Source organism: Pedobacter gandavensis, assembly GCF_014172405.1.
GTDB lineage: Bacteria > Bacteroidota > Bacteroidia > Sphingobacteriales > Sphingobacteriaceae > Pedobacter > Pedobacter gandavensis.
The window spans coordinates 28,917-45,538 of the sequence record NZ_WNXC01000010.1 but is presented as its reverse complement, the minus strand read 5'-3'; the positions used below and the strand labels follow the sequence as shown (position 1 = coordinate 45,538).

General features: G+C 39.4%; 14 protein-coding genes. 11 read left to right on the top strand and 3 right to left on the bottom strand.

The window, feature by feature from the left end; genetic code table 11:
- Positions 1-12 precede the first annotated feature (12 nt).
- The 3 genes from hisC to hisG are packed head-to-tail and all read right to left on the bottom strand — an operon-like array spanning position 13 to position 3,235.
- Positions 13-1,059 carry a histidinol-phosphate transaminase gene (gene hisC, locus GM920_RS21370; RefSeq protein ID WP_182961319.1) on the bottom strand — a complete coding sequence of 349 codons (1,047 nt, stop codon included), beginning with the start codon at positions 1,057-1,059 and terminating at the stop codon, positions 13-15.
- A 2-nt stretch (positions 1,060-1,061) separates the two neighbouring features.
- Entirely contained in the window at positions 1,062-2,348 is a 1,287-nt protein-coding gene (gene hisD, locus GM920_RS21365) for a histidinol dehydrogenase (RefSeq protein WP_182961317.1), read from the bottom strand.
- 35 nt (positions 2,349-2,383) lie between these two features.
- Positions 2,384-3,235 (bottom strand): ATP phosphoribosyltransferase, encoded by an 852-nt coding sequence (gene hisG, locus GM920_RS21360; protein ID WP_182961315.1) that lies wholly within the window; start codon positions 3,233-3,235, stop codon positions 2,384-2,386.
- A gap of 293 nt (positions 3,236-3,528) precedes the next feature.
- Here hisG and GM920_RS21355 point away from each other — a divergent pair, with 293 nt between their 5' ends.
- From GM920_RS21355 to rseP, 11 genes are all read left to right on the top strand, one after another.
- Positions 3,529-5,106 carry a L,D-transpeptidase family protein gene (locus GM920_RS21355; RefSeq protein WP_182961313.1) on the top strand — a complete coding sequence of 526 codons (1,578 nt, stop codon included), beginning with the start codon at positions 3,529-3,531 and terminating at the stop codon, positions 5,104-5,106.
- A 21-nt stretch (positions 5,107-5,127) separates the two neighbouring features.
- Positions 5,128-7,176 (top strand): vWA domain-containing protein, encoded by a 2,049-nt coding sequence (locus tag GM920_RS21350; RefSeq protein WP_182961311.1) that lies wholly within the window; start codon positions 5,128-5,130, stop codon positions 7,174-7,176.
- On the top strand, positions 7,173-8,435 hold the full coding sequence (locus tag GM920_RS21345) for a dihydroorotase (protein ID WP_182961309.1): 1,263 nt from the start codon (positions 7,173-7,175) through the stop codon (positions 8,433-8,435). The genes GM920_RS21350 and GM920_RS21345 overlap by 4 nt, the downstream gene beginning before the upstream one ends.
- Positions 8,428-9,099, top strand: coding sequence for a hypothetical protein (locus tag GM920_RS21340; RefSeq protein ID WP_182961308.1), 672 nt, complete (start codon positions 8,428-8,430; stop codon positions 9,097-9,099). Before GM920_RS21345 ends, GM920_RS21340 begins: the two co-directional genes overlap by 8 nt.
- A gap of 17 nt (positions 9,100-9,116) precedes the next feature.
- The gene (locus GM920_RS21335; RefSeq protein ID WP_182961307.1) at positions 9,117-9,659 is read left to right on the top strand and encodes a DUF4199 domain-containing protein; all 543 of its coding nucleotides are present in this window, start codon (positions 9,117-9,119) and stop codon (positions 9,657-9,659) included.
- A 100-nt stretch (positions 9,660-9,759) separates the two neighbouring features.
- Positions 9,760-10,713, top strand: coding sequence for a glycosyltransferase family 2 protein (locus GM920_RS21330; protein ID WP_182961306.1), 954 nt, complete (start codon positions 9,760-9,762; stop codon positions 10,711-10,713).
- Positions 10,714-10,716: 3 nt separating this feature from the next.
- Positions 10,717-11,685 (top strand): glycosyltransferase, encoded by a 969-nt coding sequence (locus GM920_RS21325; RefSeq protein ID WP_182961305.1) that lies wholly within the window; start codon positions 10,717-10,719, stop codon positions 11,683-11,685.
- Entirely contained in the window at positions 11,682-12,560 is an 879-nt protein-coding gene (locus GM920_RS21320) for a hypothetical protein (RefSeq protein WP_182961304.1), read from the top strand. Before GM920_RS21325 ends, GM920_RS21320 begins: the two co-directional genes overlap by 4 nt.
- A gap of 9 nt (positions 12,561-12,569) precedes the next feature.
- The gene (locus GM920_RS21315; RefSeq protein WP_182961303.1) at positions 12,570-14,087 is read left to right on the top strand and encodes a GH3 auxin-responsive promoter family protein; all 1,518 of its coding nucleotides are present in this window, start codon (positions 12,570-12,572) and stop codon (positions 14,085-14,087) included.
- Positions 14,088-14,098: 11 nt separating this feature from the next.
- Positions 14,099-15,250, top strand: coding sequence for a 1-deoxy-D-xylulose-5-phosphate reductoisomerase (locus tag GM920_RS21310; protein ID WP_182961302.1), 1,152 nt, complete (start codon positions 14,099-14,101; stop codon positions 15,248-15,250).
- A gap of 37 nt (positions 15,251-15,287) precedes the next feature.
- Complete coding sequence (rseP, locus tag GM920_RS21305; protein ID WP_182961301.1) at positions 15,288-16,622, top strand: RIP metalloprotease RseP; 1,335 nt, start codon at positions 15,288-15,290, stop codon at positions 16,620-16,622.

Here is a 16,622-nt window from a genome sequence, read left to right as displayed (position 1 = left end):
TGGTTTCCTATTTTAGGGGTTAAGCGCTTTCAAAGCTGCTAAGAGGATTTCATTTTCTTGTGGGGTTCCTATGGTGATTCGAAGGCAACCTTCACATAATGTTACTTTAGAACGGTCTCTGACAATGATGCCCTGGTTTACTAAGGCGTCATAAGTTTTTAACGCATCTATGACTTCAATTAGTATGAAATTGGCATCAGAAGCATGAACTTTTTTAACGATTGGTAAATCGATCAGCGCTTCGCTCAGATTTTCTCTTTCTGCAACAGTGATTTTAATCCATTCGTTAACCTGTGCAATATTTTCCAACGCTTTCAATGCAAGGTCCTGTGTGGCCTGGTTGATGTTGTATGGAGGTTTTACTTTATTAAGGATGTCGATTACCGGACGGGCAGCAAATGCCATTCCTAAGCGCAATGCGGCAAGTCCCCATGCTTTAGAAAAAGTTTGTAGGATTACCAGATTTGGATATTCCGTCAATTCTTTAATAAAGGTGCGTTGTTTTGCATAGTTAATGTAGGCTTCATCAATGATCACCAATCCCTGGAAATTAGCCAGAACAGTTTCAATATCTGTGCGGATAATGGAATTTCCAGTTGGGTTATTTGGAGAACAGATAAAGATTAGTTTCGTGTTTTCATCAATTGCTTCTGCAATTTTCTCCAGATCCAATTGGTAGTTCGGCAGGAGGTTTACTTTTCGGGCTTCTACATTGTTGATGTTGGCAGAAACTTCATACATTCCATAGGTTGGAGGAAGAATGATCACGTTGTCTTTTCCCGGTTCGCAAAAGGCACGGAACAGCAAGTCTATTGCTTCATCGCTGCCATTGCCCAGGAACGTATTTTCAATAGGAACGCCTTTAATTTTGCTGATCGCATCTTTAAGATCCAGTTGTAATGGATCTGGATACCTGTTGAAATTTACATCTAGTGGAGAACCATATCCGTTCTCATTGGCATCTAAAAATACACTGGCCTGTCCTTTATATTCATCTCTTGCGGTAGAATATGGTTTCAGATTTTTGATGTTTTCTCTTTGGAGGTTATTGATATCCATCTTTATGATTTTAAACGAATAGTGATTGCATTTTTGTGCGCTTGCAGACCTTCTGCTGCGGCTAAAACTTCAACGGTACTGCCAATATTGGCTAAACCTTGTGTTGTGATGTGCTGAAAGGTAATTTTCTTCAGGAAAGAATCCAGGGATACTCCAGAGTATGCTTTTGCAAAACCGCTGGTCGGTAAGGTATGGTTGGTTCCTGAAGCATAATCGCCGGCACTTTCTGGAGTCAGGTTTCCTAGAAATACAGAACCTGCATGCTCAATTAAGGGGATCAGCTGCTCAAATCGACTGCTTGCTAAAATTAAGTGTTCAGGAGCATATTCGTTGCTAAACTGCATAGCCTGTTCCAGGTTATCTACTTGTACGACATAAGAATTGGCAATGGCTTTCTCTGTGACCTCTTTTCTAGGAAGTACAGCAAGCTGAACTTCGATTTGTTTTAATGTTTCGGCAACTATTTCGGAAGAGGTAGCGACTAAAATCGCCTGACTGTCGGCACCATGTTCTGCCTGAGCCAGTAAATCCGACGCAATGAATGCCGGGTTTGCAGTTTCATCAGCAATGACTAAAACTTCTGAAGGGCCTGCAGGCATATCTATAGCGGTCATACTGCTGGATTGAATCAGTTGTTTCGCCTGAGTCACATAACGGTTTCCCGGGCCAAAGATCTTATAGACTTTGGGTACGCTTGCTGTTCCATAAGCCATGGCAGCAACGGCTTGCGCGCCACCAATCATATATATTCTTTTAATACCAAGTTTTACCGCACAGTAAGCCAGGTAACAATTGGTTTTTCCATCTTTTTGAGGAGGGGAGCAGACTACAATTTCTTTACATCCTGCCAATACTGCCGGAATGCCAAGCATCAAAAATGTGCTTGGTAATACTGCCGATCCTCCGGGGATGTATAATCCCACACGACTGATTGGTCTGGATTCCCGCCAGCAAGTTACGCCAGGCATGGTTTCCAATTTATCTTCTGTGTTGGCTTGAGCCGCGTGAAAAGCCCAAATGTTTGCATAGGCCGTATCAATAGCCGCTTTTTCTGCTGCGGGAATCGTAGCGGCTATGCGTTCAATCTCCGCTTCCGAAAGGTATAATTCCGTTAAAGCGACCTGATCAAACTGCTGTGCATAATCGATTAATGCAGCGTCTCCGCGCATTTTTACTTGCTCAACGATTTGAGTTACACGATCCAGAATACTACTATCGTCTTCTAGCTGTCTTAAGCAGAGATTTGTGATCTCTAGCTCAGTCAACTCTTTATAACTATAGATTTTCATCAGAGTATATTGTTTTTAAAGGTGGTGTTGAGTTTTTAAGCGATGATTTTCTCAATTGGCATAACTACAATTCCTTGGGCACCGGCAGCCTTCAGGCTGTTGATTTTCTCCCAGAAATCATGTTCCGCAATGACAGAATGAACAGCAACCCATTCTTCATCGAACAAAGGAACTACTGTTGGACTTTTTACCCCTGGTAATAAATCAACAACTTTCTTTAAATTAACCTTCGCCACATTCAGTACCACATATTTAGTTTCTTTAGCGCGCAAAACAGAAAGGATTCTTTGTAACAGCTCCTGAACTTCAGGAAGAAGCTCCGAACCTTTGCTGCCAATCAGGATGGCTTCAGATTTCATAACTTCTGAGAAAGGTTTTAAACCATTGCTCTTTAAAGTTCCACCAGTAGATACGATATCGCAAATGGCATCACTCAATCCCAATCCCGGACCAATCTCTACAGAACCCGAAATGGTTCTTACTTCCGCATTGACATGGTTTTCTTTTAGGTATTTTTCTAAGATCACCGGGTAAGATGTAGCGATAGCTTTGCCTTCTAGTTGTGCAACCTCAGTGATTCTGCTTTCATTAGGAATGGCAATTTTTAAAGTGCATTTTCCGAAACCTAGTCGTTGAAGATAAGTGACATCTGCACCGGCTTCCACAATTACGTTTTCACCAACAATACCTAAATCGGCAATGCCATCCTGAACATATTCTGGAATGTCATCATCTCTCAGGAAAAGAATCTCTAATGGGAAATTCGTCACTGTGGATATTAGGGAACTTTTGTAGTTTTCGAATGATAAACCACAATTTTTAAGGATTTCTACTGACTTTTCGTTTAATCTACCAGATTTCTGGATAGCTATTTTAAGTGTTTTCAATGATTATGCTAGGTTGAAATTATTGAATATTGGACAAGAAGATATTTCGGAAACAAGTTTTGAAGTACAAAACATTACATATACATCGCCGACAGGCGATGGTGCAAATGTAAGTGATGGTTCAAAATTTGAGTCATAATTCTTTTTAAGTCCTTAATCAACAAGTGTTAGCATGCTGTGGAACTGCAAATATATAGATTGAAAGCACAAAACAAAATATATATGGCATTTAATTTGCCTATTTCAGTTTGATAATGACAATTAACATCTAGTTTTGTAAAAAAAATACCACATTGAAAAAAATACTGTTCCTTATAATCCCGTTCTGTTTACTATTAAATGCCTGTTCTTGGTTTAAAGATACCCCTGAGATCGGTTTAGTGCTTTCTAAGCATTTTGACCGCAAACTTTACAAAGATTTTGATACTGCTGAATATAATGTAGTCTTTAAGCAACGTTTTGATGCTTTGAAAGGAAAATTAACGAATCCAAATACCATTCAGCACTTTTATGCAAGCCATAACGAGGAACCACGTTTGGTGACCCAGTTTTTTATTAACGGTGGACTGGATACTTTAACGGCTTTTATCGCAAGAGTAGATGCACATGGTTATAATCCGGAGCTCTTCCGCCTGGAAGAATTGAAGAAGGCTTTGCAAGGCTTGTCTGTTAACAAATTTAAAACGATCCAGGAAGTTTACCCTGTTGTTGCTGATTTAGAACTAAATGCTGCGGAAAGCTTAACCAAGTATGATAATTTTGTAAGCTATGGGAGTGTAAATCCACGTAAACTGTTCTCCCGTTATTATGTTCCGGTAAAACGCCCTGATAGTGCAAGTATATCTCAGGTGTTGGCTACAAAGGATGTTCAGGGTTTATTGAAAGAAATTCAACCCAATTCTAAGCAATATTTAGCCATGCAACAAAAACTGGCTAGTTTAAAAGCAGCTGGTTTAGGAAAGAGCGACCAAGCGAAAACTATTTTGGTAAATATGGAACGTTTGAGGTGGAAGCTGCCCGAGATGGGGAACGAGTACGTAGAGGTAAATATTCCTGATTTTTCGCTGACCTGGTTTAGCAAAGAAGACACGTTGAGCCATATGAAAGTTTGCGTAGGAGGGAAGAGAGAAGATGGATATGCAGAGAAAATTGCCAAATATCAGAAAAGTGGTAACCTGGATGATAAACCTAAAAATCATGAAACGCCCATCTTATTTAGTAAGCTAAATTCTATTCAGGTAAATCCAATCTGGAATATTCCCGTGAGCATCGCCAGAAATGAAATTTATTGGATGGCAAGAAAAGATCCTTATTACCTTTCTAATAGTAACATCAATGTGTACCGAAATGGGCAATTGATTGGTGAGCCTGATACCATTCAGTGGAGTAATTACTCAAGAGAGAAATTGCCTTACCAATTTAAACAGGGTTCTGGAGATGGGAATGCTTTAGGGAAGTTTAAATTTATCTTCGACAACGGCTCTAGCATTTACCTGCATGATACCAACAATAAAAGCGGTTTTGCAAAAGCCAATCGCGCCATTAGCCATGGTTGTATCCGTGTAGAAAAACCTTTAGAGTTTGCACAGAACCTGGTTAAAGATAAAAACCGTTATGATCAACTCAGGATGGAAGTAAATCTTCCTCCTTTAGATACCACAAAAATGGCGCTGTATCGTAAGAAACTGGCAAAGAAAGCAGATACCGTGAATTTATTTAAGCTAAAACCTACCTGGTTTGGTACGAAAAAACAGGTTCCATTGATTATAAATTACATTACTGCCTGGTCACAGAACGGTTCAATGCAATATAGAGCCGATGTTTATGGTTTAGATGAAACTTTATGGTCAGCTATGAGGAAATTCATGTAAAAGTTCTACCTTTGGTTTTTAATGAATTTCCTATACCCAGGTTTTCTTTTCGCACTGCTGGCAATAGCCATTCCTATTGTAATTCACTTATTTAATTTTAGGAAATTTAAGAAGGTATATTTTAGTAATGTACAGTTTCTTAAAGAAGCAAAAGAACAGAATTCTTCCCGGGAGAAGCTTCAACATTTATTGGTATTGGCTTGCAGAATTCTTGCGATCCTATTCCTGGTGCTTGCCTTTGCAAGGCCTTATATTCCGCTGGATGCAGGCTTAGATCCTACTAAAGGTAACCTGATCAGTGTTTATATCGACAATTCCTATAGCATGGAAACGGTGAATAAGGAGGGGAATCTATTGGATGAAGCGAAGCGTAAGGCGAAAGAAATTGTAGGAGCTTATCAACTGAACGACCAATTTCAACTGCTCACTAATGATTTTGAAGGGAAACATCAACGTAAATTAAACAAGGAAGCTTTTATTCAAATGCTGGAAGATGTGAAAATTTCTCCAGCCAGTAGAACCTTGCAGCAAGTGGTCAACAGACTACAGCAGGAAGGTGATTCTAGAAAAAATCAATTGGTATACCTGCTTTCTGATTTTCAGCAAAATTTTGCGGGGACTGAAAAGATAAAATCTGATCCGGGTATCCGTTATTCCCTGATTAAATTAAATGCGAACGCAGTTCCAAATATTGCGGTAGACAGTGTATGGAGCTTATCTCCGGTTCATCAACCCAAGCAGGCGGAACAATTGGTGGTACAATTGCACAATTATGGTTCAGAAGATGCGAATGATGTTCCTTTGAAGCTCCTGATTAATCAACAGCAAAAAGCCATTAGCAATATTAAAGTTCCGGCAGGAAAATCAGTAAAAGATACTTTGGCCTTTAGCGGTTTGCAAAAAGGCTGGCAAAAAGGGGTGTTGTCTATAAAAGATTTCCCGATCACCTTTGATGATGCACTGAATTTTAGCTTCCGCGTGAATAGCGAGATGAAGGTGTTAAGTATTTCCGGTGATCCTACACAACAGTTCTTAAAATCATTATTCGCTGCTGATCCTTATTTTAAACTAATGGAAATGACGGAGGCGAATATTAAATATTCGAGCTTCCCGGAATATAGTCTCATCATACTGAATGGCTTAAAGCAACCTTCCTCTGGACTCGCGCAGCAACTTAAAAGCTATGTTCAAAACGGAGGATCATTAGTGATTTTCCCTGATCTGGACGCTGGTGCTGCGGTTTATACTCCATTTTTGACGGCGTTATCGTTGCCGGCAGTGCAACAATTGAATACAGGAACGGCGGTTTCGACGAGTATCGAGCTCAAAGATCCGTTGTTTAAAGATGTCTTTGAGCAGGTTCCTGCAAATATAGACCTCCCGGTAGTCAACAGGTACTTTAGCTATCTGGAGCGAAATACCGCAGGGAAAGAAAATATTCTTCAGTTGCCATTAAATCAAAGCCTTTTTGCCAGGTATCCTTCTGGTGCAGGGAAAATATATTTGTCGGCCAGCACTTTGAGACCTGAAGATGGAAACTTATCCAGACATCCGGTATTTGTACCGCTCTTGTTTAAAGTGGCATTTAGTAGTGCGAAAGAGCAGCCGATGTATTATACTGCAGGTAAAGATGATTTGTTGGAGCAGCAAAAGATCAGTCTTGGAGCGAATCAATCACTTATCCTTAAATCAGCTGATGGCATAGAAGTGATCCCGGAAATTCGTCAGACACCAGGGAAAACCCTGTTGTACATCGCAGATCAGGTGAAAAAAGCCGGTTTTTACGAGCTTAAAAGTGCAGATTCTGTGCTTGCGGTATTGGCTTTCAATGACGACCGCAGGGAATCTGATATGAATTATGCTAGCGAACAAAGTCTGAAGGATTTATTCGCCGGACAGCAGATTGCATTGCACAATTCTCAGAAAGATGCCTTATCACTAAACATACAGGCGAAAAATAGCAGTATAGAGTTATGGAAACTTTGCCTAATTTTGGCTGTTGTTTTTTTAGCCATCGAAATACTATTGATCCGATTTTTTAATAAAACAAAAAACATACAAAAACCATGAATCTTCTCATCACTGGGGTAACCATTGCCGACCCAAACAGCCAGTTCCATCAAAAAACTTGTGATGTACGTGTAGAACAGGGCAAGATTACTGCGATTGGCAGTAACCTGCAGTCTTCCGGCAAGGAAGAAGTTTTTGACGGAGCAGGTGCCATTTTATCACCAGGCTTTTTTGACCTGAACTGCTCTATAGGAGATCCTGGATTTGAAACTAAAGAGGATGTGGAAACGGGAACCCGTGCCGCTATGGCTGGTGGTTTTACCGGACTAGCCGTATTGCCACATACCAGACCGATTGTTCATTCAAAGGGAGAAATCGCCTATATCATCAATAAAGCAGCTGGAAATCTGGTAGACGTATTGCCAATCGGGGCAGTAAGTCGTGATCTGGAAGGAAAAGAGTTGGCAGAGCTGTATGATATGCAACAAGCAGGTGCTATTGCATTCTCTGATGGCAGTAAGCCGATTTGTGACGATGGATTCATGAGCCGTGCTTTACAATACCTGAAAGGCTTTAATGGCTTGATGATGGTGCATCCGGAAAACAAATCAATCTCTGGGAAATCGCAGATTAATGAAAGTAAAACCAGTGTATTACTGGGGATGAAAGGCGTTCCTGCATTAGCAGAAGAGATGCACATCAGCAGAGACATCTTCCTGGCTACCTACCATGATGCCCCATTACACTTTAGTAATATTTCTACAGCAGGTTCGGTCGCGCTGATTAAAAAAGCTAAAAAAGACGGCTTAAAGATCAGCTGTGATGTTGCGGCTCATCACCTGGTATTCACAGAAGAACTATTAAATGACTTCGATAGCAATTATAAAGTGAAACCGCCATTGCGTGGAAAATCAGATGTGAAAGCATTGATCAATGGCTTGAAAGACGGAACTATTGATGCCGTATGTTCTCAACACCGTCCGCAGGAGATAGAATTTAAAGCGGTAGAGTTTGAAATTGCTGCTTATGGCATCATTGCCTTGCAAACGGTTCTTCCATTAATGCTTAAAGCTGGATTGGATGCGACGCAAATTGTAGAAAAGTTGTCAATCAACCCCCGCAAACTGTTAAACCTTGAGGTTCCAGTTATCGAAGAAAATGAAATCGCCAACTTTACGGTGTACCATCCTACACTAGAATGGGAATATAACATTTCAAATAATCAATCGAAATCAGCGAATTCGCCGCTTTTAAATAAAAAATTAACCGGTAAAGTTCAACTGGTATATAACAACAAACAATTACAAGCATATGGATAATCATGTTAGAACAGCGCTAATTGCGTCGTTAGATAAATTTGCTACGGTATCTGGAATAGATTCCATCAAATTAGAAGAGGGGTTGATCGAAGTATTTAGTAAAGATCTTGGCTTCCTGGAGAAGGTAGAAGAATTTGATGAGGTATTTGATGAGTACCCTGCATTTGAGGAATTGAGAGAGGTTTTCTTCGATTTATTGATGATCAATTTCTTTGCTAATGATGTAAAAAAATTAGAAGAAGATTACTTGGAAACTGATGAGTGGGCGGATATTGAAGAAGAGACTATCGATAGAGGTACGGAGCTTTTAAACTTGTTATTGTACATCAATGAATGTCATGATGAGCGTATTAAGCCAGAGCTTGGCGATTTCCTGAAGGAATTCTTATTGGTAGAAGAAGATGAGTTCCAAGATGAATTCCATATCTATGAAGATTTAATCACGAACCAAAATCTGGTAGAAAGTAGCGTAGAAGATATTTGCAGTCATGTAGGTATGATTGATCTGGGTGAAGAAATGGAAGATCTGTTTATTCCTTTCATGTGTTTCTTCCACCAACCAAAAGAAAGTGAAGAAGTAATTAAAGATTTACAAGAATATAGTCCTCACAAGGAATTTGACGTTGCAGTTTATACGTTAATTGCTAATTTTAACAAAAACTAATACTTATATTATCATATATGCACCAAGACTTAATTGAGACGGAAAAGAAGCCAAATAAATTGGCATTTCAAGCAGCTATAGCTTTCGCACTATACTTTTTTGTACTGATTTTTGTGTTTAAATTTTTGAACATCAGTCCAGCAAATACCCATTTGTCTACTGCTTCTAAGGTGGTGAGTCAGTTGTTGTCTTATGTTCCTTTCTTTTTGGCGATTGTCTATGTACAATCGAATCATAGAAAAGAACTGGGTGGTTATATGAGCTTTGGCCGTGGGTTTTCTGCTGGATTTAAAGTTGCTGCTTACGCTGGATTATTGCTTTTTTTATTACAGGTTATCTATTTTTTTGTAGACAAATCGGCTACTGATGAATTGCTTAATGCAGCGATTGAGCAAGCTGATGGTGATGAGCAAAAAGTTAAAGGAGTGGAAATGATGCGTCCTTATATGGGCTTGTTTGTTGGTTTTGGAACTGCGATTACTTATACCTTAATTGGTTTGATTGCGAGTTTGATCGGAGCTGCAGTTTTCAAGAAGGAAAGACCCTTAGACAAAGATTAAAGTATATTTAACCTATGTATTTATAAATACACAACGTGCAGTTTTATCATTTTATTTGATGAAATTTGCACGTTGCTTTTTTTTAGCACGTTATTAAGTCATGGATATTTCTATTGTAGTTCCTTTATATAATGAAGAAGAGTCTCTTCCGGAGTTAACTTCCTGGATTGCTAAGGTGATGGAAGCGAATAACTTCTCTTACGAAATTCTGTTTGTTGACGATGGCAGTACTGATACTTCCTGGTCAGTAATTGAAGATTTGAAAACTCAATTTAATGCGGTAAAAGGCATTAAATTCAGGAGGAATTATGGTAAATCAGCAGCGCTAAATGTTGCTTTTGAGGCAGCACAGGGTGATGTTATCATCACAATGGACGCGGATTTACAGGATAGCCCTGATGAGATTCCGGAATTATTCCGCCGGATTAAGGAAGAGAAGTTGGACATCATCTCTGGATGGAAGAAAAAGCGTTACGATCCAATTTCAAAGACCATTCCAACTAAATTATTCAATGCAGCGACTAGAAAGATGTCTGGTATTCAGCTGAATGATTTTAATTGTGGTTTAAAAGCATACCGTAAAGAGGTGGTGAAAACCATTGAAGTTTATGGAGAAATGCACCGTTATATCCCTGTAATTGCAAAGTGGGCCGGTTTCAAGAAGATCGGTGAGCAGGTAGTAGAACATAGGGCAAGAAAATATGGCGTTACAAAATTCGGACTGAGCAGGTTTGTAAATGGTTTCCTGGATTTATTGTCGATCTTTTTTGTCGGTAAGTTTGGTAAAAGACCAATGCACTTTTTTGGTTCATTAGGGGTATTGAGTTTCCTTTTGGGAACCATTATGGCACTTTGGATGATCGGTGTGAAGTTGTACCATATCGCGATGTTGATTCCTTATAAAAGGGAAATTACTGATCAACCATTATTTTACATTTCTTTAGTGGCCATTATTTTAGGTTCTCAGCTATTCCTTACGGGATTTGTGGCAGAACTGGTGACTAGAAATGCGCCGGAAAGAAATGCTTATTTGATTGAAAAGGAAATTTCTTAAGCCATGTTTTTTTCTATAATTATCCCGCTCTATAATCGTCCGCAAGAAATTGATGAACTGCTGAATACATTGGTGCAGCAGACTTATCCTCAGTTTGAGGTCTTGGTGATAGAAGATGGATCAACCAATGATGCGAAAGCCATTGTTGCGGAATATGAAAATCAACTGGATATCAAGTATTTCTATAAACCGAATGCCGGACAGGGTTTTGCAAGAAATTATGGTTTTGAGCGAGCTAAAGGTGATTATTTCGTTATTTTTGATTCTGACTGCCTGATTCCTGAAGATTACCTGGAAACCGTAAGAAATTATCTTTTTGAACATCACCTGGATGCTTATGGTGGTCCGGATGCGGCGCATGAGACTTTTACTCCGGTCCAAAAGGCGATCAGCTATGCGATGACCTCTCCGTTTACTACGGGTGGCATCAGAGGAAATAAGAAACACATCGGGCAATTTCATCCAAGAAGCTTCAATATGGGCGTTTCCAGGGCGGTATGGGAAAAAGTTGGTGGGTTTATCCTAACCCGTTTAGGGGAAGATATTGAATACAGTATCAGGATCCATGAAAGTGGTTTTAAGATCGGCCTCATTCCAGCAGCAAAGGTATTTCATAAGAGAAGAACTAGTTTCGGTCAGTTTTATAAGCAACTACATTTTTTTGGAAGAGCGAGGATCAACATTTATAAACATTTCCCTTCGGAATTGAAATTAGTCCATTTCTTTCCTGCAGCCTTTACTTGTTTTGTGATCTTCACCATATTGATGAATTTCATATGGCCTCCATTGGCTTTTATCTGTAACTTTATGTTGTTGCTGTACTTTGTGATGATCTTTTTTCATTCTTGGCAAATCAACAAATCTTTAAAAGTGGCATTTTTTAGTATCATTGCATCATTCATTCAACTAACCGCTTATGGGTTAGGGTTTATGCAAGATTTTTTTAAGCGAGTAGTATTTAAACAACCATGATAAATTTTTTAAAGGAGAGTACGTTTACGGTGAAGGATGTGATCATGCAGGCCTGGATTGTTACGCGTGATAATTATTTCTCTATTGCCACTTTGTGTTTCCTGGTTTTTATAACCGTATCCACCTCCACTTTTATGGCCTTTTTTATGGGAGAACTTCCTACAGGCGTTAGGGTGGTGATGTTGTTGATCTTTGTGTTATTGTATTGTATCGTTAACCTTTCTCTGCTGAAATATATTTTCCGCCTGCTGGATAAGGAGGATGACAAAGACATTCAGATTATTGAAACCTTACCAACGCGGACAGAAATCATTCGGTTTTTAGTCGGTACGGTATATTTTGGAATCAGTATTTTTCTGGTAGGAATCTTATTGTTGCCGGTACTGTATGTTTTAGATCTTATTTTGAAGTTTGCAGTGAATCAAGGTTTTATAGCGGATTTTACTGCTGCAGGAAAGGTGATTGTGAACATTGCAGTAGCAATTGCGATTCTGAGTATTTTTTTTACGTTCATCAGGATTATCTTCTTTCCTTTCTTTATCATAGACAAGCACGTACATCCATTCGAATCCATTAAGCTGAGTCTGGCTACTACCAAGGGGAACTTCATTAAATTGTTGTTTATTTTTGGCGGTTTTGTACTGATCCAAGCAATTGTTTTTGGATTTTTCTACATCGTAGTGGTTAGTGGTTTTCAATTGATCAGCTTGATCTTTAACTACGAGATTTATTCCTATGTTTCTTTATTTACGGCTATTTTTAGTTCCTTTATTGTCGTACCATTCTCCACAGCTCTGGTAACTGTAGCTTACCGTAGAATGGTGAAAGAATATAAAGGAGATGAACATCCTGATATCTTACACAACATCGTTTAAAAATAATTTATGGGATTAAAAGCGGCATTAAGTAAACCGTTTGCGGCACTTGTAATTAAGGGCATCAATAAATGGAAAAAAAATGCAGTTGCTGCGCAAAATACGATTCTCGCACAGCTCATTGATTCCTCAAAAAATACCTCTTTTGGTAAAGACCATGGTTTCGGGGAAATCCGAAACTATGAAGACTTTAAAAAGCAGGTTCCACTAAGGGATTATGAGGCACTAAGGCCTTATATTGATCGGGTAGTGGCTGGCGAAGCCGATGTCATGTGGAAAGGAAAACCACAATATTTCGCTAAAACATCGGGAACTACTTCCGGTGTAAAATACATTCCAATTTCTAAGGAATCCATGCCTGAACACATCAAGGCTGCAAGAAATGCATTATTAACGTACATTCATGAAACGGGTAATGTAAAGTTCATCAACGGAAAGATGATCTTTTTGCAGGGCAGCCCGGTGATGACCAAAAAGAATGGCATTAATGTAGGTCGTTTATCGGGTATCGTGGCGCATCTTGTACCTAAATACCTGCAAAAGAATAGGCTTCCTTCTTATGAGACCAATTGTATTGAAGATTGGGAAGAAAAAGTTGATGCGATTGTAGAAGAGACTTTTCATGAAAATATGACGCTGATCTCCGGCATTCCGCCATGGGTACAGATGTATTTTGACAAGTTAAGGGAGAAATCAGGAGGTAAAAAAATCAAGGACATCTTTCCTGAATTCAGCTTATTCGTTTATGGTGGGGTGAACTACGAACCTTATCGCTCGAAAATAGAGGAGAGTATCGGCAGGAAAATTGATGCCATAGAAACGTATCCGGCATCGGAAGGTTTTATCGCTTATCAGGATAGCCAAAAAGATAAGAGCTTGTTATTATTGGCCAAGGCAGGGATCTTTTATGAGTTCGTGCCTGCTGAGGAGTATTACAATGAAATCCCTACCCGTTTAAGTTTAGGGGAAGTAGAATTGGATAAGAATTATGCGTTAATTCTAAATACGAATGCTGGTTTATGGGGGTATAGTATTGGTGATACAATTAAATTTGTTTCCAAAGACCCTTACAAGATCATGGTTACAGGGCGCATCAAGCATTTTATCTCTGCTTTTGGAGAACATGTGATTGGGGAGGAAGTGGAACATGCCCTATTAACTGTGGCCAATGAAGAGGGGGTAGGAATTACCGAATTTACTGTAGCTCCGCAAGTGAATACCCCAGTGGGTGAATTGCCTTATCATGAGTGGTTTGTGGAATTTTCTGTTGCGCCAAAAGACCTGGCTGCATTTAGTAAAAAGGTAGATCAGGCTTTGCAGAAGAAGAATATTTACTATTTTGACCTCATTGAAGGTAAAATATTGCAACCTTTAATCATTCGTTCCCTTCAAAAAGATGCTTTTGTGAACTACATGAGGGCGGAAGGTAAGTTGGGTGGACAAAATAAAGTACCTCGTTTATCAAATGACAGGAAGATTGCAGCGGTTTTAAGTAGTTTTACAATTCGTCAGACAGACGAAGAATAGGGAGAATTTAATTGAAGAATATATCAATATTAGGGTCTACGGGATCTGTAGGCACTCAGGCCTTAGCTGTGGTTCAGGCGAATCCTGGATTATACAAGGTTTTGGCGCTAACCGCACAGTCTAATGCCAGCTTATTAATTAGTCAGGCTTTAGCATTTGAGCCAGTACTAGTGGTCATCGGCGACGAAAGTCAATATTTAGTAGTGAAATCTGCTTTGGCGGGTACTTCAGTACGGGTATTGGCAGGTGAAGAAGCTTTATGTGAGGCTGCGGCTTTAACTGAAGTGGACCTGGTTTTAACCGCTATTGTAGGTTCGGCAGGTTTAAGACCAACGATTGCTGCGATTGAAGCAGGAAAAGATATCGCGCTGGCGAATAAGGAAACTTTGGTGGTAGCAGGTGATTTAATCACCAGTCTGGCTAAAAAACATGGGGTAAACATCATTCCGGTAGATTCTGAGCATTCTGCGATTTTTCAGTGCCTGGTAGGTGAAGGAAATGAAGCACTGGAAAAGATTTATCTGACCGCTTCTGGTGGTCCTTTTAGAGGAAAAGACCGGGAGTTTTTAGCAAATGTTACCAAAGCACAGGCTTTAAAACACCCAAATTGGGTCATGGGTGCTAAAATCACAATAGATTCTGCTTCTTTAATGAATAAAGGATTGGAAGTGATTGAAGCCAAATGGTTATTTGATTTGGATGCAGATCAGATTGATGTGATTGTACATCCACAGTCGGTTATTCATTCTATTGCGCAGTTTAAGGATGGTTCTATGAAGGCGCAGATGGGAGTTCCCGACATGAAATTGCCAATTCATTACGCTTTTGCCTACCCGCAGAGAATAAGTACGGACTTTAAGCGTTTTAATTTTCTGGAATACCCGGAACTGACCTTTTATCCGGCGGATAACAAAACCTTTAGAAATCTTGACCTGGCTTATACTGCTTTGAGAAAAGGAGGGAATATGCCATGCATCATTAATGCGGCCAATGAAGTGGTTGTAAACGCATTTTTGCAAGATAAAATTGGCTTTTTAGAAATGAGTGAGGTGATTGAAAACTGCATGGAGGAGATTGGATTTATTGAAGAACCGGGCCTGAATAATTATTTAGAAACGGATTACCATACGCGTATATTTGCGAATCAACTAGTAACAAAATAGGAATTAACGAATCAAAATTAAAACATTAATATAAGATATGAGCGGATTGATTATGGCAGCCCAGTTGCTTCTGGGGTTATCGATACTGGTAATTTTACACGAATTAGGACATTTTCTTGCAGCACGTGCTTTTGGGATTAAAGTCGAGAAATTTTATCTGTTTTTTGATGCCTGGGGCTTCAAATTATTCAGCTTTAAACGCGGTGATTGCGAATACGGAATAGGATGGTTGCCTTTAGGGGGCTATGTGAAAATTTCAGGAATGGTTGATGAATCGATGGATACGGAGCAATTGAAACAACCTGTTCAGCCTTGGGAGTTCAGAAGTAAACCAGCTTGGCAACGTCTGATTGTGATGTTGGGAGGGGTATTCGTGAACATTGTGGTGGGTATTTTCATTTTCTGGATGATGACCTTTAAATATGGAGAAACCTATATTCCGAATAGTTCTGTACTTATTGGGATCAATCCTGGTGAGATCGGCAGAGAAATCGGCTTGCAAAGAGGGGATAGGGTAATTGCGGTGAATGGCAAGAAAGTGATTCGTTTTGAAGAACTGATCAGCTCTAAAGTATTATTGGGAAATACGACATTAACGGTTGTACGTGGCAATAAAACCTTAGATGTTAAGGTTCCAGATAATATTTTGAACAAAGTATCAGATTCTGGTATTGAAGGTTTTATCAGTCGTGTGCCATTGCGTACGGCAACAGTAGACAGTGTGATTGCAGGGAAACCTGCCGCTAATTCTGGTGTATTGAAAGGGGACAAGATTGTTGCCATCAATAAAGAGCCGGTTAAAAGTGATATTGATGCTCGCGAGTTGATTTTAAAAAATAAAGGTAAAACGACTGATTTCACCATCAATCGTGCTGGACAAAACCTGGATCTAAGTATTCCCGTGGACACTGCTGGTACCATCGGCTTTGCTTTTAATCCGAATGAGATTAAACAAGAAACCATTAAGTATAGTTTACTTGCTGCACTTCCAATTGGTATAGATCAGGCTTGGAAAACGTTTAGTGACAATGCTAAAGGAATTTGGAAAGTAGTTACCGGAAAAGTGAATGCGAATAAAGCATTTTCAGGCCCGGTAGAGATCGCACGTAAGGTTTATGGTGGCGAGTGGATCTGGGCTAGATTTTGGGCTTCTACAGGCTTTATTTCGATCGCATTGGCATTTATGAACTTATTACCTATTCCTGCATTAGATGGTGGACATGTTGTGTTCTTATTAATTGAGATGATCAAAGGAAAACCACTTGGTGATAAATTTATGGAGCGTGCACAAATGGTAGGTTTTGTAATTTTATTGGCTTTGATGGTCTTTGTATTGGGGAATGACTTGTTTAAAGTCTTTTTCAAACACTAA

Coding starts and splice junctions, on each gene's coding strand:
- hisC (WP_182961319.1), bottom strand. CDS start 1,059: ATGGATATCAATAACCTCCAAAGAGAAAACATCAAAAATCTGAAACCA.
- hisD (WP_182961317.1), bottom strand. CDS start 2,348: ATGAAAATCTATAGTTATAAAGAGTTGACTGAGCTAGAGATCACAAAT.
- GM920_RS21350 (WP_182961311.1), top strand. CDS start 5,128: ATGAATTTCCTATACCCAGGTTTTCTTTTCGCACTGCTGGCAATAGCC.
- GM920_RS21345 (WP_182961309.1), top strand. CDS start 7,173: ATGAATCTTCTCATCACTGGGGTAACCATTGCCGACCCAAACAGCCAG.
- GM920_RS21340 (WP_182961308.1), top strand. CDS start 8,428: ATGGATAATCATGTTAGAACAGCGCTAATTGCGTCGTTAGATAAATTT.
- GM920_RS21335 (WP_182961307.1), top strand. CDS start 9,117: ATGCACCAAGACTTAATTGAGACGGAAAAGAAGCCAAATAAATTGGCA.
- GM920_RS21330 (WP_182961306.1), top strand. CDS start 9,760: ATGGATATTTCTATTGTAGTTCCTTTATATAATGAAGAAGAGTCTCTT.
- GM920_RS21325 (WP_182961305.1), top strand. CDS start 10,717: ATGTTTTTTTCTATAATTATCCCGCTCTATAATCGTCCGCAAGAAATT.
- GM920_RS21320 (WP_182961304.1), top strand. CDS start 11,682: ATGATAAATTTTTTAAAGGAGAGTACGTTTACGGTGAAGGATGTGATC.
- GM920_RS21315 (WP_182961303.1), top strand. CDS start 12,570: ATGGGATTAAAAGCGGCATTAAGTAAACCGTTTGCGGCACTTGTAATT.
- rseP (WP_182961301.1), top strand. CDS start 15,288: ATGAGCGGATTGATTATGGCAGCCCAGTTGCTTCTGGGGTTATCGATA.